This window comes from Cryobacterium sp. TMT2-17-1, from assembly GCF_004402765.1.
Lineage (GTDB): Bacteria > Actinomycetota > Actinomycetes > Actinomycetales > Microbacteriaceae > Cryobacterium > Cryobacterium sandaracinum.
Genome location: NZ_SOGC01000025.1, coordinates 30,031 through 46,816, shown reverse-complemented (window position 1 = coordinate 46,816; position 16,786 = coordinate 30,031). Strand labels below are relative to the sequence as shown.

Sequence of the window (16,786 nt, the reverse complement as noted above, 5' to 3'; positions counted from 1 at the left end):
TAATATATAGCGATCAGTTTGAATTTCAAACTATTTTATGTTGGAAGATGATGCACGTCGTCGATAGGGTGGAGGCGGAAATGTGCCGCAGATCCAGCTGAGTACTTTTCGTTGATGTCGGGAGGAAACCATGTTCAAGGAAAGTGGCTCCGTCCAGGTTCTCGAGGGTGTTGCTGCTGCGGTGGTCGTTCTGCTTCGAGCGCTGGACAAGACGCGTGCCGGGATGGCGGCGAAGGATGGCTTCACGGGTTCTGAGATACGGGTTCTTTTTCGAATTTCGGAAGCGGGCCGGGTGACACCGAAGATTTTGGCCGGTTCCACGGATCTCTCGATGGGTGCGGTCACCGCGATCTCTGACCGGTTGGTCGCCCGGGATGTCGTGCGCCGAGTTGCCAACCCGAATGACCGGCGGAGCCTGTTCCTGGAGCTGACTGCGACGGGCGAGACGCTGATGGATAGCATGTACGGTGATTTTCGTGCACGGATCGGCGAAGCTCAGAGGAAAATGTCGTGTGCTGAACAGGAGCTGCTCGAGGCGCAGCTGCTGAATATCGCTGCGGCGCTCGGCTACGACCTGGAAGAAAGACTTGCTGGAACTCAAATATCGGTCGTGAAGGCTTCTTGAGCCTCCCGTTTCGGACGTGGCGGGGTACGTTCGGAAAATGACTTGGCCACGTTTGAAAAGGAGCAGCAGCGAGAATCGCAGGAGGGATTGCCATGCGTGATCAATTCGCGGTTGCCGAAAAGGCATTGTCCGCTTTGACAGGCAGCGAGTCCCGTCTGTTCGAGCCGTTCCTGGGGGTACTGCCGGTGGATGGCGTGTCAATCTCGACGTTCGGTGACTTTCTCCCTGATGAGACAATCTCGGCGAGCGACGCCCAATCGATGCGGCTGGACGAGCTGCAATTCGATCTGGGCGAGGGTCCGAGTTGGGATGCTCTAGAAACCGGGGCGCCGATCTTCGAGCCGAACATTCGCGAACGACCGAACCGGGTTTGGCCGGCGTTCTCGGAGGCAATCATCGCCGATGATCTGGGCGCGCTTTTTGCTTTTCCTTTGTCGTTGGGGCCGTTGCGCATCGGGGCGATCGACCTGTACACGAGTCGGCCCAGTCATCTCAGTGATCTGAATATCCAGCACACTGCAGCCCTCGCGACCGTCGTCAGCCGGCTCGTTCTCGCCCGTGCCATCCGGCTGTCCCAGAGCGACATTAAGGGTGAAACCGACACGCGCAAACAATTCTCCCGACGTGAGGTGCATCAGGCCACAGGCATGGTGCTGGCCCAACTGGGGATTTCTGCCCTGGACGCCCGTCTGATCATCCAGGGCCATGCCTTCGCCGTCGGCCGATCTGTGCAGGAGATCGCGGAGGAGATCATCGACCGGCGATTGACTTTTGCGGTGAATGAAAACCAGATCGAAGGGTCTCATGATTGATGAAACGAGAGAAGACCGCCTGATCGAAACGTTCGCGACCCTAGCTGACACCCTGGTTGCCGGTTATGACGTGGTGGAGCTCCTCCAGACACTGGTGGAGAGTTGCGCCGGGCTCTTCGATATTGCGGCGGCAGGTATTCTCCTGGCCGACGAAAACGGAGAGCTCGAAGTTGTCGCTTCCACCAGCGAAGCCAGCAGGCTTGTCGAGGTGATGCAACTGAGCGCTCGGGCGGGCCCGTGTGTCGAGTGTTTCATTACCGCGTCGGTCGTGTCCCTGCCGGACGTGGAGGACAGCCCGCTCGCGTGGCGGCGGTTTCGGGACAGTGCCAGGGAGCAGGGTTTTGCTGCGGTCCATGCGATTCCGTTGCGGCTGCGTGAGACTACCATCGGCGCCCTCAACTTGTTGTCCACTGTTCCCGGCGCCCTGCGCCAACAGGATGTGCGCGCGGCCCAGGCGTTGGCCGATGTGGCCACGATCGGGATTCTGCAGGAACGCACGCTCCGAGAAAGCAACTCGGTGCGGGAGCAATTGACGATTGCGCTGAACTCCCGAGTCCTCATCGAGCAAGCCAAAGGCGTGATCTCGCATTCCCGCGGAGTCTCGATGGAGGACGCATTCGCGTTGCTGAGGAATCACGCTCGCAGTAACCACTTGTTGTTGTCCCAGGTTGCTCAGGGGCTGGTCGACCAGACCCTTGTCATCTAGGCGGGAGACCCCCGCGCCTCTCAGAGCGCCTGAATCCTCCCGGAGCGCGAAATTCCCTGCTTGATTTCTGTGACGAACACCCTCTGAAATACGACTACATGTTAAGAGATTCTCGCTGAAGACAGATTCTGTCTCGGCGGGACACGCTCCGATCGCGTCCACTCCATCGATTCTCCTGTGACGCGGCTGAGCGAAGTCGTCCTGACTCTCTGAGGTTCATATCTGTATCAGTAGAGGAGATATCAACATGGCAACATACGACTCATCCGGTTTAAACATGAATCGAAACATCGACGACCACGGCTCCGATGCTGCGGTATCCGCGGGCGATGGGGCGACCAACCGCCACGAGGTCGCCGACCGTGATAAGGCCGTCGGCCGCGACGAGGCCCGCTTCGGCGGGATCAAGTGGGGATCGGCTTTCTTCGGCTGGCTCACCGCCACCGGGACCGCGGTGATCCTCACCGCCCTGTTCGCTGCGGTCGGAGCCGCAGTCGGCCTGGGCGGGGCCGATTCCACAGACCAAGCTGCCGGAACTGCTGCCGAGAACGCCGGCACCATGGCACTGGTCGGAGCGATTGTGCTCGCGGTTGTGGTCTTCGTGTCATATTTCTGCGGCGGCTACGTCGCCGGTCGGATGGCCCGCTTCAACGGAATCAAGCAGGGAATCGCGGTCTGGGTCTGGGCGATCGTGATCGCTGCCGTCGCCGGGATCCTCGGGGTCATTGCCGGCGGTGAACTCAACGTTCTGATGAACCTGAACAGCTTGCCCAGCATCCCGCTCAATCCGGACGGTCTCACGGCAGGCAGCATCATCACCGCGATCGTCATCGTCCTGATCAGCCTCATCGGCGCAATCGTCGGCGGACTCGCCGGCATGCGGTTCCACCGCCGCGTCGACCGCGAAGCACTCGGCCGCTGACGTCCAGCACCTAACACTCATATCCAACACCTGCACCGGGCGGCTGGGCGGGCGCAGGTCTGCCCAGCCGCTACCGCACTCTCGTACCCAAAATTTTAAACAGAAATGAGACCGCCATGGCTCGCCTGCTGAAGTACATCCCCGTAATCCTGACCGTGGTCACCAAGTACCTGCGCAGCCCGCAGGGGAAGGCCGCGATGCAGAAGGTTCGCTCGTCGCGCCGCCGGTCGAAGAACGTCGGCAGTACCCGCCCGGGATACTGAAGAAATCCGTCTGCGCCGCGACCACCGGCCCTGCACCTGGCAGACGCCGCTGACGGTGACGAAAACGGGGAAGAAGCTGAGACAGTCGACAGGGGTCGGCACTGGAGCATCGCCGGCACCACCTCGGCGGGACCGGCCGACGGCTACTGAGTCCTTGATGCGAGGGGCCTGACAGCCGTGAGGGATCGTGGATTTGGGTTCGCGGCGGTTGTCCGCGAGGTCTGGCAGTGACTTTCCTCGAACGAATTCGACGGAGATTCTGCCCAAATCGCCCACATAGAGCCTGAAATTGCAGTTTTCCGGCAGATTCTCCGTCGAATTGGTTCAACACCGGACACGACGCTCCGCCTGGGCTCAGCCGCGTCCACTCGGTGCAGTCAGCTCTGACTTTCCGGGAGCGACTCCACCAATCGAATAGGGTCCGCTCACCTACGCCTCGGTCACCTGGCCGTTGTCCACCCGCCAGTGCCGGTCCGTGTGCACGTTGGCCAGCATCCGTCGGTCGTGGGTGACCAGCAGCAGCGTGCCCTCGTAGGACTCGAGGGCCTGCTCGAGCTGCTCGATGGCGGCCAGGTCGAGGTGGTTGGTGGGCTCGTCGAGCACCAGTAGATTGATGCCGTGCGCCTGCAGCAGCGCCAGGCCGGCACGGGTGCGCTCGCCGGGGGAGAGGTCCGCGGCCGGACGGTTGATGTGGTCGGCCTTGAGGCCGAATTTTGCGAGCAGGGTGCGCACCTCGGCCGTGGACAGATCGGGCACGAGTTCCTCGAAGCTGGTGGCGAGGTGCCGGGTGCCATCGAGTTGAGCCCGAGCCTGGTCGATTTCGCCAATGCTGACGCTGGCACCGAGGCTGGCCGTGCCGGCATCCGGAACCTGATGCCCCAACAGCGCGCGCAGCAGCGTGGACTTGCCGGCCCCGTTCGGCCCGGTGATGCCGATGCGCTCACCCGCGTTGACCTGCAGCGACACCGGGCCGAGGGTGAAATCGCCCTGGCGGAGCACCGCGTTGCTCAGCGTGGACACCACCGAACTCGAGCGGGGCGCGGACCCGATCGTAAAGTCGAGCTGCCACTCCTTGCGCGGCTCGTCGACCTCCTCGAGGCGCGCGATGCGGCTCTCCAGCTGCCGCACCTTCTGCGCCTGCTTCTCGCTGGACTCGGCGGATGCCTTGCGTCGGATCTTGTCGTTGTCGGGTGCCTTCTTCATGGCGTTCCGCACGCCCTGGCTTGACCATTCGCGTTGGGTGCGGGCCCGGCCCACGAGGTCGGCCTTCTTCTCGGCAAACTCGTCGTAGTGTTCGCGCTTGTGCCGGCGGGACGTTTCGCGCTCCTCCAGGTAGGAGTCGTAGCCGCCGCCGAAGACCCGGTTCGCCCCCTGGATGAGGTCGAGTTCGAGCACGCGCGTCACGCAGCGCGCCAGGAACTCACGGTCGTGGCTGACGAGCACGACGCCGCCGCGGAGGCCGGTGACGAAGGACTCCAGGCGTTCCAGGCCGTCGAGGTCGAGGTCGTTGGTGGGTTCGTCGAGCAGAACGATGTCGAAGCGCGACAGCAGAAGGGCGGCCAGTCCGACCCGCGCGGCCTGCCCGCCGGACAGAGACGTCATCAGGGTGTGCTCGGCGAGTTCGGTGCCGAAAGTGAGACCGAGGCTGGCGAGCACCACGGGCATCCGTTCATCGAGATCGGCGGCGCCGCTGGCCAGCCAGCGCTCGAGGGCGGCCGAGTACGCGTCGGCCGGGTCGAGGCCGTCGGGTCGCGGGCTCGGTGATGCATCGCCGAGAGTGGATGCCGCGTCGTCCATCTCGAGGGTCGCCTGGGCGCAGCCGGTGCGCCGGGCGATGTAACCGGCCACGGTCTCACCGGGCACACGCTCGTGCTCCTGCGGCAGGCAGCCGACGAAGGCGTCGGCCGGGGCGAGGCTGACGGTGCCGGACTGCGGTTCGGACAGGCCCGCAAGCAAGCTCAACAGCGTGGACTTGCCCGATCCGTTCACACCGACGACACCCACGACGTCGCCGGGCGCGACGGTGAGGTCGAGGGAATCAAAGAGTGTGCGGTGCGCGTACCCGCCGGTCAGGCCCTTGGCCACGAGTGTTGCGGTCATTCGTCTATTTTCTCAGACTGGCACTGCGGTTGCGCGCGTCACGGCGTGTTGCGAAAGTCTTCAAGAAGAGCGGCTCGACGGATGCCGACGGATGCAGACGGCGGCTCAGGCTGGTACCGGTTCCGCCTGCCTACGGGTCCGAGCGGGCGCCTGTGCTCGGGCTCCGGACGGAGCCTGAGCCTGACCCGGAACAACAACGGCCTCAGCGGCAGCCGGCACGAAAGCCTGAGCCGAAGTCGCAGCGGGTGCGAGGGTGAGGATTCGTTCCAGGAGCAGCGTCGCGGCGTTTCGCCGGATGGACAGCACGACCCGGGCCTCGTGCGGATTCTGCCCGGCAGGCCCCGCGGTGACAGGCCCCCCGGCCGCCGCCTCCACCTTGGCGAAGTGGGTCTGGCCGTGGCGCGGGCCGGCGCTCATGTCCACGCAGATGCGCAGGGTCGGCGCCCGCTCGGCCTCAAGAGCGCCGGTTGCGAAGGCCGCGGCGATGGAGGTATGCAGGGCGAAACGCCGCGTGCTGAACTGCGTGCCGCACTGCGTCAGGCAGGTGCCGAGCATGGCGGCCAGTGCCTGCTGGGTCAGCCCCGAGGCCGAGGCGAGTGCCCGCCGGTGGGTCTCGTCGAAGGTGTGCGGCGCCGTCGCGTCGAGCGGGACCACGGTCACCGGCCAGCTGGCCGCGAAGACGTCCGCGGCGGCCGTGGGGTCGGCGGCGATGTTGCCCTCGGCGAATTTGCCGACGTTGCCGGGCGCGAAGACGGCGCCGCCCATGATGGTGACGCGACGCACGAGCCGGGGAAGTTCCGGGTCGAGGTAGAGGGCCTCGGCCAGGTTCGTCAGCGGGCCGACCGCGATGACCTCCAGTTCGCCGGGATACTCGTGCGCCAGCCGGATCAGCAGCTCCGTGGCGCTGTCGTCGACTGGGTGCCGCCGCGAGCGGGGCAGCAGCACGTCCCCGATCCCGTTGCGGCCGTGCATGTGGGCGGTCCCGCGCCGGGAGATCCCGCTGACGGGCTCCCAGACGCCGACCGCGACCGGGATATCGTCACGCCCGGCGGTAGCGAGCAGGCTCAGGGTGTTCACCGCGGCGACGGCCGGGTTGACGCATCCGCTCACCGTGCCGATCCCGACCAGACGGATGCCCGGTGTCGCCAGCAAGAACGCAAGCGCCATCGCATCGTCGATCCCGGTGTCGCAGTCGAGGTAGATCGGGCGGGGGTGGGGAGCCGTCGTGGGAGTCATCGTTGACCATCCGTTCTCATGGTGCTGGTTCAGGGGTTCAGAAGCGGTGCGGGAGTTCATGCGGCGGGGCGCAGAATCAGGGAGGCCAGGAAGGATGCCAGGGTGAGACCCGCGGAGATCCACAGGGCCGTCTGGAAGCCGGCGACCGTGCCCGCGGCCACGACCGGGGCGACGAGGGCGATGCCGATGCCGATGCCGATGCCGAAGCAGGCGCCGTTCAGGCCGGGCAGGGCCCCGCGGGCCTCGGGCGGCGAGTTGAGCACGGAGACGCCGTTGACCGAACTCTGGAACAGGCCGAGGTAGAAGACGCCCATCACGATGAGCAGGCTGAAAACCAGCCAGCGGTCCATCGCGAACACGGCCAGGCCGACCGTGATCAGGGTGATGACGCCGCTGCTCAGCCGCAGCGCGGTGATCCAACCGATCCGCACGGCGATCCAGCCGGAGAAGATCGCCGCGGTGACGCCGACGAACGCGGTCGGGGTGAGGTAGAGCAGCGCCGACATCGAGGCGGAGAGCCCGTAACCCACCTGATTGTTCTGGCTGAGCAAGACCACGGTGAAGTTGAGCGCGGAAAAGACCCCGGCCAGGGTGAGCACCGTGGACAGCAGGAGCGGCCACACCCGGCGGGAACGCAGCGCGTGGATGGGAATGAGCGGCCGTCGGGTGCGCCTCTCAACGAGCACGAAGACGACCGCGCTGACGACCGCCCCGACGAGGTAACTGAGCGTGAGCGGGTCGGCCCAGCCTGACGACGACGCCTGCGAGATCAGGCTCGTGAGCAGCACCAGAAACAGGGACAGGATGCCGGCACCCCACCAGTCCATTGACCCGTCCTGGGTGCGCGGCTCATCCTGCGGAATGAAGAGTGCGACGCAACTGATTGCGACCAGCCCGAGGCCGAGGGTGAACACGAAGAGGAACCGCCAGCCGATGGTGTCGGTCACGTAGCCGCCGAGGAAGCCGTCGACGCCGAACAGGCCGCCGTTGACCGAGGTGATAATGCCGACCGAGATGCCGAACAGGCGGCTGTTCAGGCGCTCCGACAGTAGGAGGAAGGAGATCGTGAAGGTGGCGTTGGACGCGCCCTGCAGCACCCGGCCGAGCAGCAGCAGTGGGAGGCTCGGTGCGAGGGCGCAGATGACGGTGCCGATCAGCAGCAGCGTCAGTACGATCACGAGGCTGCGCTTGCGGCCGAGGAAATCGCTCCAGCGGGAAAAGACCATGCCGAAAACGGCGCCGGAAAGGAAGAACACCGACTGCACCCGGGCGACATCCTGCATGCTCTCGCCCAACTGGGCGCCGACGGCTGGCAAGGCGGCGGAGAGGAGGGTGGCATTCAGCTGGAACGTCAGGATCGCCAGGACCAGCGTGCCGATCAACACTCCGGGAGCCCGGGGAGCGCGGGCGCGCCCCATTACGGGAGCGGCTTCGGAGGAAAGCACGAGCATGACACGACTCCTTCATTGGAGCAAACACAAGGTCGACACGCTCAGTGTACATGCTTGTTATACAAGTGCGTGAGATCACACGATAGGCTCGACTCACCGACCAGGGGAGAACGAATGGATCGACGCACGGAGGCGGCCCTGGCAGGTCCGCTCGAGACCAATGGAAGTCTGCCGCTGCGGGTGGCGGTGTACTCGCGCATCACCGAGGCGATCCGCAACGGATCCCTGCCGATCGCCTCCCTGCTCCCATCGGAGTCCGAGCTCGGCACGGCGATGGGCGTCAGCCGCACGGTCGTGCGGGAGGCCCTCATGCTTCTCGAGGAGGACCGCTTCGTGCGCTCGCGCCGGGGCATCGGGCGCTTCGTCGCCGACCGGCTGCCTCACCTCGGGCTGCAGAAGATCCGTCCGATCGAGGAGCTTCTCAGCGAGACCGGACCGACCGTGCACGTTCGCCGCACCCAGACTGCGCTGCAGTCCGCGTCGCCCGCGTTCACTGCGGACGCCATCGGCATCCGCACCGACGAGGCCTCATGGTTTCTCGAGAGCGTCATCACCCGGGAGGGTGCACCCATCGCCCTGATCCAGGAGCATGTGCCGGGAGACCGCCTGAGCCGGCTCGGCGAGGCGGCGGTGGCGGCCGTGTCCGAGGCAGGCGTCGACGCGAACGCCCAGGGTGACGCGGGAGCTGCGGGACACAGTGCGCTCGCCGCGCTGATCGCAGTGCTCGGTCCGATCTTCGGGCCCGGCGAAACCGACATCACGCTCGGTGTTCCCGGTGCCACACGCGGCAAGCTGCTCGGGCTGCCGGCCAGCAGCCCGGTGCTCATCCTCACCCAGACTCTCGACCACGACGGGCGCCCGTTCTATCTCTCGAAGGCCCTGATCAACACCGACTTCGTGCAGCTGACGATCAGCCACGCGGTGCAGTCCTGAGCCGGGCCGCTACCGCAGCGCCGAGATAGTCATCGAGATCGCCTTGAAGTTCGCGATCCGCTGCTCGTAGCGGGCCGCGAGCACGATCAGGATGACGCCGCCCACGCCCAGCCACAGCCACCACGTCACCGCGCCGTAGGCCAGCGAGATCCAGGGCCAGAGCTGCGCCACCGCGTGCAGCATCAGCACGATCGCGCCGATCACGAACGGAGCCTGCAACTTGCGCACGGCACCGACCACGATCACCACGGTGGCAACGAGGCCGAGGCCCACCACCCGCCAGAGCGGGCTCTCGGTGATGTCGAGCAGCACCGACGGAACGAGCAGCACGAGCAGCCCGGGAGCAAGCCAGCGCCGGCTGCGCGCGGCCGGCGTGACGTCGAGGTGCAACCAACCGGTGGCCAGCAGGGCGATGGCCAGTGGAACGCTCACGATCTCCACCGTGGCCGGCGCCGCGTACGCGGACCCGGCGACCACGGCGCCGCCGCCAGGCCCGATCGCCACCCAGGCGACCATCCGGCCCAGTCGGCTGTCGTCGTACCAGAACGCCGCCAGGTGCAGCGCGGAGAAAGTCCAGACGAGCAGGATCACCCGGATGGTCGCCAGCGGCTCGTAGCCGAGTGCGGCCACCTCGGCCGCGAGAACCCCGACGGTCGCCAGGACCAACAGGACGTAACCGAGGCGCAGCGCGGGGGCATCCGTCGCTTCGCTGCGGCCCGGGCCGGTACCCTCATCGGTGCGCCGGGTGACGGTGACGAGACCTGTGCCGACGGCCGCCAGGATCAGCGCCGAGGGCAGCAGCCATGCCTCGAGCCGGGTGTCGGGGCCGTTCGGTGCGAGCTCGAGCATTGGCGGGATGCGGGATGCGGCCGTGAGCACAACCGTGAGCACAACCGTGAGCGCGCCGACGCCGAGGGCCGGCCAGGCGAGGGATGCCCAGCGCGGCCGGACCAGGAGGAGCGCCCCGCTGACGGCGAACGCACCGCCGATGGTCAGGGCCAGCACGGGGCGGAGGAGATCGCCCGTGCCGCCGACCACCGCGCCGGGCAGCAGGGCCAGGGCCAGTCCGGCCGTGATCCAGCGGGCCCGCACGGCGACCGGCGCCTCGGTGTCGGCCGGTCGCGCGCGCCCGGCGAGCACCTGGCCGACGACGATAGCGAGGACGAGCGGCACGGTCACGAACTCGAACGGTTCGGTGGCTTGCGTCCCCACGGCGCTCATCAGGGCGAACCCGGCCAGCCCCGCCGCAACCCAGCCGACGGCCATGGTCAAGGGCGCGCGCAGCCGCCACGCGGCCAGCACGTGCACGACCCCGAGGGCGAGCACGAGAACGGATGCACGCACCGCGGTCACGGCGGCGTCATCGGTCATATCGGCCCCGGTGAATGCGGCAATCTCGGCCGTCGTCACGGTCGCCAGCGCCAGCACGAGCAGCGTGATGCTCGCGATGGTGCGCGGACGGAGGGTCGCTGGGTCGGTGCGGGCGCCGATCAGGAACGCCCCCGCCGCCGCGGCAGCGAGCGGGAACAACCAGCATTCGAGCCGCGCATCGGGTGCGCCGGGTGCGCCGAGCACGCGCATCAGCTGCACGATGCTGGTCACCAGGAGCCCGATTGCTCCGCTCGTCCAGGCGGCGGCAAGGTACGCCGATCGTGATGGCCCCCAGCGCGCGACGGCAGAGCCCAGCAGCAGCACGCCGCACGCCGCGGCCATGACGATCGGACGCGCGGGCGAGCCGGAGGCCGAGGCGAGCGCCAGCGGCACGATCGCCACGAGCAGGCCGGCCAGGGTGAGCAGCGCCGCGGCCGGGCTTGCCGCTGCAGCCCGAGGAATGCGGCCGAACCGGCGGATCAGCACGGCCAGGACCAGCAGCATGCCGGCGACCGGGAGCACGTACGGCTCAGGGGCCTCGGTGCCGACGCGGTTCAGCCCGACCCAGAGGCCGGCCGTGCCGAGCAGCAGGGCGAGCCAGCCAAGATGGCGTCGCGGTGACCGGGAGCCGAAGAGCCCGTCCGGGGCGATCGCCGTGACGAGGGCGGTCGCGCCGACCAGCAGCAGCATGAGCCAGGCGAGGGGGCTCCCGGCGGCGAGAGTCAGGAGAGTGCCGGGAACCAGAATCAGGCCCGCGCCGGCCTCGAGGGCGAGCCGGTCCGTCCGCCCTTGGGTGTTCGAGGCCGTGTCACGTGCCCCCACCGTGTCGAGTACGAGGCCGAGGGCGCAGACGAGTAATGCCGCGGTCGCGACGGCGATGCCGTCGACGGGCGCGGGGGCATCCGTCGTCTGCCGCACGGACCAGATCAGCGCGAGCAGCGTTGGCGCGGCTGCGCCGAGGGCCACGACACGCTCGATCCGTGCGGTGCCGGAGTAGACGTGCAGCCGCAGCCAGATTCCGATGGCGCCGAGCAGGATCACCGTGGGCACGACCGCCAAGGTGGGGGAGCCCAGCAGCAGCGCGGCGCGAACGCCGGCCGGTAGGGTCTCCGCGAGACCGGTGACCGGCAGGGCGACGGCCGCCACGGTCGGGGCCAGCAGTGCCCAGAACGCCCAGCGGCGCTCGGTGTCGGTGAGGATGCGGCCCGCGGGGAATGACACCGCGAGCTGCAGCAGGGCGGTCGCGAGTGCGAGGGCGCGCAGGCCGTCGACGATGAGGGCCGTTTCAGAGGGTGAGGCCGCCAGCGTCAGGGCCCACGGCGTGACGACGGCGGCGACGAGCGTGAGCAGGGCGGCCCCGGCCAGGAGGATGCCCCGGCCGGCGCGGCCTTCGTGCGCCCCGGCCGCGCCGGACTAGAGCCGGTGCTCCGCCAGCCAATCCACGAGCACCCGATTGAAATCCGCCGGCCGTTCGACGCTCGGCAGGTGGGCGGTATCGCGGAAGGTGAAGCCGGTGACGTCAGGGAGCGTCGACAGGACATACTCATATTCGGCGAGATGCGGAGTGATGTCGAACTCACCGACCGAGACGAACGCGGGTACCTCGATGTCGCTGACCTGGTTGAAAGCGGGCGGCTCGAGCGGAATCGGCGTCGGGGACTCTTCCGCATGCGCGGCGTTGACACGGCCCAGCGCGTAGGCCGTGGCCACGAATTCGGGGTCGAGGTCGGCCTCGGTGCGCAGTGGGCCGAACGCCCAGAGCGCCACCTCGAGGCGCGCCAGACGGTGCCAGTCCTGGGCGTCGAATGCGGCATCCAGTTCGTCGAACCGGGCGTCCTCGAGATCGGTCAGTTCAACTTCGGGGAACCCGCTGGGCCCGGCTCCCACGGTCACCAGGCCGTCCACGCGGTCGGGGCTCTCCGTGGCCAGGTCGATGGCGATCCCGCCTCCGCGAGAGCACCCGATCAGCGTGGCCGACGCCACCCCGAGGTGGTCGAGAACCGCGAGGGCGTCCGCGCGCGGCGAGAACTCCACGTTCTCGGTGGTCGTCTGGCCGCATCCGCGGCTATCGAAACGGATGACGAAGTGGCCGGCAGCCAGCGCGTCGATCTGCGGGTCCCACATGCGCAGATTGGCGATGCCGGCATGCATCAAGAGGAGTGCCGGTGACGAAACGTGGCCGGCCGTTTCGTAGTGGAGCGACGCGCCCGGAACGGTGAGGTGAGGCATGATTCAGCGTAGGCGTGCGGCGGGCGCCGCGGCAAGGGAATTACCGTTAGCGCACGAATCTGTGACCGTTGAATGCCGGCGACCCCAACTCGAGTGACGGGTGTGCAGGTGGACAAATTGACATCCATCGGGGCAAGAGTCACACTCGATATATCGACACCGATCGATTAGTTGGTTGTCTGCCGCCCTGGGCCACGACGTGGCCCCATGAATTGGACCCACGACCTGGGACCAGCGGATCAACCTCATGGCGCTCGCCCCAGAGTTGCGCGACGCCCCCATCAATGCCCCGTCATCTGCGCCGGGACTGAGCGGGCAAGTCCGAGGACTCTTGTGTCCCGGTTGCCCCGCGAACTCCTGCTCGCTTCGCGTGGCCGAAAAATACGAGGAACACCATGAACGCGTACATCACGACCACCTCTCCCCGCGACGGTGATTTCGGCATGCCTATGGCCCATCCGGCAGGATGGGCCATAGGCTCTTTCAACCCAGAGTCGTGCTGAGGGTGTTGTCTATTCCAGGATGCCGCAGGCGGCCGGATCCGTTGCTTCTGCCGGCAGGTTCGGGTCGAGTTCGCTTGCACCTCGGCTGAAGTCATACTCGCCGTTGCCGTTGTAGTCGACGCCATGGATCACGACGACGCCTTCGCCCTCGCGGATGGAATCAGCGATCTCTTTCGCCGTTCCTGTTCCGCTGGGGCCGGGGTATCCGGTTCCCCCCACCTTGGTGATGTGGAGATTGTCGCGGCTGTAGTGGTAGCTGCCGCCCTCAGACACCGGGAACCGGGTGACGTCCAGCAAGCTGGCCGGTGAGGTGTCCCCTGTCGTCGTCAGTGAGACGACGACCGGTCCGTAGGCGGGAATCCCTTCCACGGTGTTCAGGCGACCATCACCGTTGCTGTCCAGTGCGATGGTGGGGCACTCTTGCATCGCCTGGTTGCCGTAGTGAATGTGCTGAGCGTGCGGGGCCTCTGGCATCAGCCCGGAGGCGTGCACTTCAATGTGCTTGATCTTCTGGTTGCGAACTGTCGCGGTTGCAGTTCCGGATGCCCCGGATCCGTTGAGTTCCGTGAGGTTCGCGGTCAACGTCACCGTTTTGGGGGTGCGTTCGGATTGCGTGGTCTGCGCTTGAGCTGCTCCGGATCCGAGTACGGCTGCGGCGAACAACGCAACAGTCGAAACTCCGAGAATCCCGATGGAATGTCGTTTCACGATTTACTCCTTGGTCAGCGGTCAACGAGGAATTCCCGTTGATCATTGGTGGTTCGGAGCGGACAGTAATGAGGTTTGGTCATGTAGACAAGGCCGGGTGCGTGTCGGTCATCCGATTCGGTCTCGGAGAGACGACTTCCTCGTCGCAGGTTTGCCGGTCCATCCACAGGGTTCGTGAACTAAGGTTAGCCTTGCCTCAGTGTGACTGCGGGGGCAAACTTCGACCAGAGACAGCCGTGCGCACCGACAAAACATACGATGCATTCCCGCCCGCAAGGATATGCGCGGTAGAACCACTGAGGAGCACCCGACGCGACCCGGTGGGCGGTCTTGAGGCCCTCCGACTCCTCTCCGGCGATCCGTCCGCGACTGCCCTCGTGACCGCGAATGGAACCATAAACTACGCCGAACTGGACGAACTTGTCCGTGACCGGCGTGAATTATTGGGAGACGGCCGCCGACTCGTCATGGTGTCGTGCGCGAACGCCCTGGAGCCCCTGGTGACTTATCTCGCCGCGCTCGCGGCGGGGCATCCAGTTCTCCTCGTCGCGGGCGACGGGGACGAGCCGAGCCAGGAGCGGAACAGGAACGGGCTCCTTGAGCGTTACGACCCCGACGTGGTTTTGGCGCCCGTCGGCGGCGAATGGCGTCTGGATGAGCGACGCGAGGGAAGCCGGCACACGTTGCACCCTGAGCTGGCACTGCTGCTCAGCACCTCGGGCTCGACAGGATCGCCGAAACTCGTTCGGCTGTCACGCGAGAATGTGCGCAGCAACGCGAGAAGCATCGCCGACTACCTCGCCCTGACCGAGCAGGACCGGGCGGCCACAACCCTGCCGATGCACTACTGCTACGGCCTCTCAGTCGTGAACAGCCACCTGATCTCCGGGGCGAGCCTGCTCCTCACCGAGCGTTCTGTGGTCGAGTCTGCATTCTGGAACGAGTTCGACGCGGCAGGGGCCACCTCCTTCGCCGGCGTTCCCTACACCTTCGACCTTCTCGATTCGACCGGATTCGCTGGGCGCCAACATTCGAGCCTGCGCTACATCACTCAGGCCGGCGGCCGGCTCGGCCCCGACCGGGTGCGCGATTACGCCCGGCTGGGGCAAGAACGTGGATTCGACTTCGTCGTCATGTACGGACAGACAGAGGCGACCGCACGGATGGCCTACCTGCCGCCGGAGTTGGCGGCGACCCGGCCTGAATCCATCGGAATCCCGATACCGGGCGGGCAGTTCCGCATCGACGACGCCGACGAGCACTCGGTCGGTAACCTCGTGTACACCGGGCCGAACGTCATGATGGGATACGCGGAGAGCCCGGAGGAACTCGCCGCTGGACCGACAGTGGGGGATCTGCGCACCGGCGATCTAGCCCGCCAGCACGACGACGGACTCTTCGAAATCGTCGGGCGGAGCAGTCGCTTCGTCAAGATATACGGCCTGCGGATCGACCTCGACCGGGTCGAACGGCTCCTTGACGACGACGGTGTCGAAGCGAGGGCGGTGAACCTTGAGGAACGCCTTGTGGTCTTCGTGCGAGAGCGGTGGGCCCTCGGGCTCGTCGCGCCGATCGTCGCGGAGGCGCTTGGCTTGCCCGATCACATCGTCCGGGTGCACCTTGTCGAGGAGTTCCCCCTGACGTCCAGCGGCAAGCCAGACACCGCGAGCCTGCTTCGGGAGGCGGCGGACCTCGAGCGAGAAGTCCCGCTGGTGGATCGCAGAGGGACCGTGACGGCGGAAAATATTCGGGCGCTCTACTCAACCCTCCTTGACCGTCCGGACGCGGTCCTGGACGACAGCTTCGTCGCGCTGCACGGCGACTCGCTCAGCTACGTCGAGGTCTCGGTGCGGCTCGAGCAGATGCTCGGCACGCTCCCCAGGGACTGGCCCGCGAAATCGGCCCGGGAGTTGGCGAGCCGCCGAACCGCACCGTCCGGGGCGCGACCCCGACGGTCGCTGGCGCGCATGGAGACATCCGTAGTGCTGCGGGCTATCGCCATCGCGCTCATCACGGGGACGCACGCCAACCTCTTCCAGATGCAGGGCGGTGCTCACCTGCTGCTCGGAATCCTGGGCTATAACCTGGCCCGATTCCAGTTCGCCGATGTACCTCGGCCGGTACGGCTCGGGAAGCTTCTGCGCAGCGCCGTCCAGATCTTCGTCCCGGCCGTGCTGTGGATCGGTGGAGTTGCCCTGATCGGAGGGATGTACGAACCCGCGACGGTCTTCATGCTGCACAACCTGCTCGGCGGCGACGAACGCTGGACGGTGCAATGGCAGTACTGGTTCCTGGAATCCGTCGTGTGGACGATCCTTGGCCTTGCGCTTCTCTTCTGCGTGCCCCAGCTCGACCGGATCGAGCGCCGATACCCCTTCGTCTTCGCGGCGTCCTTCTTTGCGGGGGCGCTTCTGCTTCGTCTGCTGCTGACCGGAGGGGTCGAGGCAGGGCCGACCGAACGTTATTCGCTGCCGTTCGTGCTCTGGCTCATCGCTCTCGGCTGGCTCATCGCGCGTTCCACGGACGTCACTCGGCGGGTGCTGAGCTCTGCGCTCGTCGTGCTCTCCGTTCCGGGCTTCTTCGGCGACCCGGCCCGCGAGGCGATCACGATTGCGGGACTGCTTCTTCTCCTCTGGATTCCGGCCGTCCCCGTCCCGCGGATTCTGGTGTCGGTGCTGAGCGTCACGGCCTCGGCATCGTTGTTCGTATATCTCGTCCATTGGCAGGTCTTCCCGCTTTTCGGGGACGACGTACCGCTGCTCGCCACCCTTGCCTCCTTCGCGGTGGGTATCCTCGCCTGGCGAGGATATTCCGCACTGAGCGCTTGGTGGACCCGTCATCCCGCGGTCGCAACCCGCACGCTTGTGGCCAATGTATTCGCGACAAGAACGTCGGCCGGTCGCCGGCGGTGAGGTTGGGCTGGATGA

The 16,786-nt window shown here is 66.5% G+C and carries 13 protein-coding genes; 7 read left to right on the top strand and 6 right to left on the bottom strand.

Annotated elements, in window-relative coordinates:
- Positions 1-130 precede the first annotated feature (130 nt).
- The 5 genes from E3O47_RS05950 (at position 131) to E3O47_RS15920 (ending at position 3,328) form a co-directional block, all read left to right on the top strand.
- Positions 131-625 (top strand): MarR family transcriptional regulator, encoded by a 495-nt coding sequence (locus E3O47_RS05950; RefSeq protein WP_134419834.1) that lies wholly within the window; start codon positions 131-133, stop codon positions 623-625.
- Positions 626-717: 92 nt separating this feature from the next.
- Entirely contained in the window at positions 718-1,437 is a 720-nt protein-coding gene (locus E3O47_RS05945; protein WP_134343178.1) for a GAF and ANTAR domain-containing protein, read from the top strand.
- Positions 1,430-2,143: a GAF and ANTAR domain-containing protein gene (locus E3O47_RS05940; protein ID WP_134419832.1), complete on the top strand. Its 714-nt coding sequence runs from the start codon at positions 1,430-1,432 to the stop codon at positions 2,141-2,143. The genes E3O47_RS05945 and E3O47_RS05940 overlap by 8 nt, the downstream gene beginning before the upstream one ends.
- Positions 2,144-2,420: 277 nt before the next feature.
- Complete coding sequence (locus E3O47_RS05935) at positions 2,421-3,065, top strand: hypothetical protein (RefSeq protein WP_134419830.1); 645 nt, start codon at positions 2,421-2,423, stop codon at positions 3,063-3,065.
- Between the two features lie 116 nt (positions 3,066-3,181).
- Positions 3,182-3,328: a hypothetical protein gene (locus tag E3O47_RS15920; protein ID WP_166785335.1), complete on the top strand. Its 147-nt coding sequence runs from the start codon at positions 3,182-3,184 to the stop codon at positions 3,326-3,328.
- 429 nt (positions 3,329-3,757) lie between these two features.
- On the opposite strand, the gene E3O47_RS05930 is transcribed toward E3O47_RS15920, so the two are convergent.
- The 3 genes from E3O47_RS05930 to E3O47_RS05920 all read right to left on the bottom strand — a co-directional run bounded on the left by E3O47_RS05930 (position 3,758) and on the right by E3O47_RS05920 (position 8,115).
- Positions 3,758-5,428, bottom strand: a complete 1,671-nt coding sequence (locus E3O47_RS05930) for an ABC-F family ATP-binding cassette domain-containing protein (RefSeq protein ID WP_134419828.1) — start codon at positions 5,426-5,428, stop codon at positions 3,758-3,760.
- A gap of 105 nt (positions 5,429-5,533) precedes the next feature.
- Complete coding sequence (locus tag E3O47_RS05925) at positions 5,534-6,664, bottom strand: nucleoside hydrolase (protein ID WP_134419826.1); 1,131 nt, start codon at positions 6,662-6,664, stop codon at positions 5,534-5,536.
- A 56-nt stretch (positions 6,665-6,720) separates the two neighbouring features.
- Positions 6,721-8,115 (bottom strand): MFS transporter, encoded by a 1,395-nt coding sequence (locus E3O47_RS05920; RefSeq protein WP_134419824.1) that lies wholly within the window; start codon positions 8,113-8,115, stop codon positions 6,721-6,723.
- Positions 8,116-8,229: 114 nt separating this feature from the next.
- Between E3O47_RS05920 and E3O47_RS05915 the strand changes: the two genes are divergently transcribed.
- Positions 8,230-9,048 carry a GntR family transcriptional regulator gene (locus E3O47_RS05915; protein ID WP_104100074.1) on the top strand — a complete coding sequence of 273 codons (819 nt, stop codon included), beginning with the start codon at positions 8,230-8,232 and terminating at the stop codon, positions 9,046-9,048.
- Positions 9,049-9,057: 9 nt separating this feature from the next.
- Here the strand turns inward: E3O47_RS05915 and E3O47_RS05910 are convergent, their stop codons facing one another.
- The 3 genes from E3O47_RS05910 to E3O47_RS05900 form a co-directional block, all read right to left on the bottom strand.
- Entirely contained in the window at positions 9,058-11,640 is a 2,583-nt protein-coding gene (locus E3O47_RS05910) for a hypothetical protein (protein WP_134419822.1), read from the bottom strand.
- A 192-nt stretch (positions 11,641-11,832) separates the two neighbouring features.
- Entirely contained in the window at positions 11,833-12,648 is an 816-nt protein-coding gene (locus tag E3O47_RS05905; RefSeq protein ID WP_134374798.1) for an alpha/beta hydrolase, read from the bottom strand.
- Positions 12,649-13,160: 512 nt separating this feature from the next.
- Complete coding sequence (locus tag E3O47_RS05900; RefSeq protein WP_104100078.1) at positions 13,161-13,814, bottom strand: hypothetical protein; 654 nt, start codon at positions 13,812-13,814, stop codon at positions 13,161-13,163.
- Positions 13,815-13,927: 113 nt separating this feature from the next.
- On the opposite strand from E3O47_RS05900, the gene E3O47_RS05895 reads away from it, so the two are divergent.
- Positions 13,928-16,771: an AMP-binding protein gene (locus E3O47_RS05895; RefSeq protein WP_134419820.1), complete on the top strand. Its 2,844-nt coding sequence runs from the start codon at positions 13,928-13,930 to the stop codon at positions 16,769-16,771.
- Positions 16,772-16,786: the final 15 nt, after the last annotated feature.

What these genes read in the sequence shown, in the direction of transcription:
- E3O47_RS05945 (WP_134343178.1), top strand. Translation starts at nt 718, where the DNA reads ATGCGTGATCAATTCGCGGTTGCCGAAAAGGCATTGTCCGCTTTGACA.
- E3O47_RS05935 (WP_134419830.1), top strand. Translation starts at nt 2,421, where the DNA reads ATGAATCGAAACATCGACGACCACGGCTCCGATGCTGCGGTATCCGCG.
- E3O47_RS05920 (WP_134419824.1), bottom strand. Translation starts at nt 8,115, where the DNA reads ATGCTCGTGCTTTCCTCCGAAGCCGCTCCCGTAATGGGGCGCGCCCGC.
- E3O47_RS05940 (WP_134419832.1), top strand. Translation starts at nt 1,430, where the DNA reads ATGATTGATGAAACGAGAGAAGACCGCCTGATCGAAACGTTCGCGACC.
- E3O47_RS05905 (WP_134374798.1), bottom strand. Translation starts at nt 12,648, where the DNA reads ATGCCTCACCTCACCGTTCCGGGCGCGTCGCTCCACTACGAAACGGCC.
- E3O47_RS05915 (WP_104100074.1), top strand. Translation starts at nt 8,230, where the DNA reads ATGGATCGACGCACGGAGGCGGCCCTGGCAGGTCCGCTCGAGACCAAT.
- E3O47_RS05930 (WP_134419828.1), bottom strand. Translation starts at nt 5,428, where the DNA reads ATGACCGCAACACTCGTGGCCAAGGGCCTGACCGGCGGGTACGCGCAC.
- E3O47_RS05925 (WP_134419826.1), bottom strand. Translation starts at nt 6,664, where the DNA reads ATGACTCCCACGACGGCTCCCCACCCCCGCCCGATCTACCTCGACTGC.
- E3O47_RS15920 (WP_166785335.1), top strand. Translation starts at nt 3,182, where the DNA reads ATGGCTCGCCTGCTGAAGTACATCCCCGTAATCCTGACCGTGGTCACC.
- E3O47_RS05950 (WP_134419834.1), top strand. Translation starts at nt 131, where the DNA reads ATGTTCAAGGAAAGTGGCTCCGTCCAGGTTCTCGAGGGTGTTGCTGCT.
- E3O47_RS05895 (WP_134419820.1), top strand. Translation starts at nt 13,928, where the DNA reads ATGAGGTTTGGTCATGTAGACAAGGCCGGGTGCGTGTCGGTCATCCGA.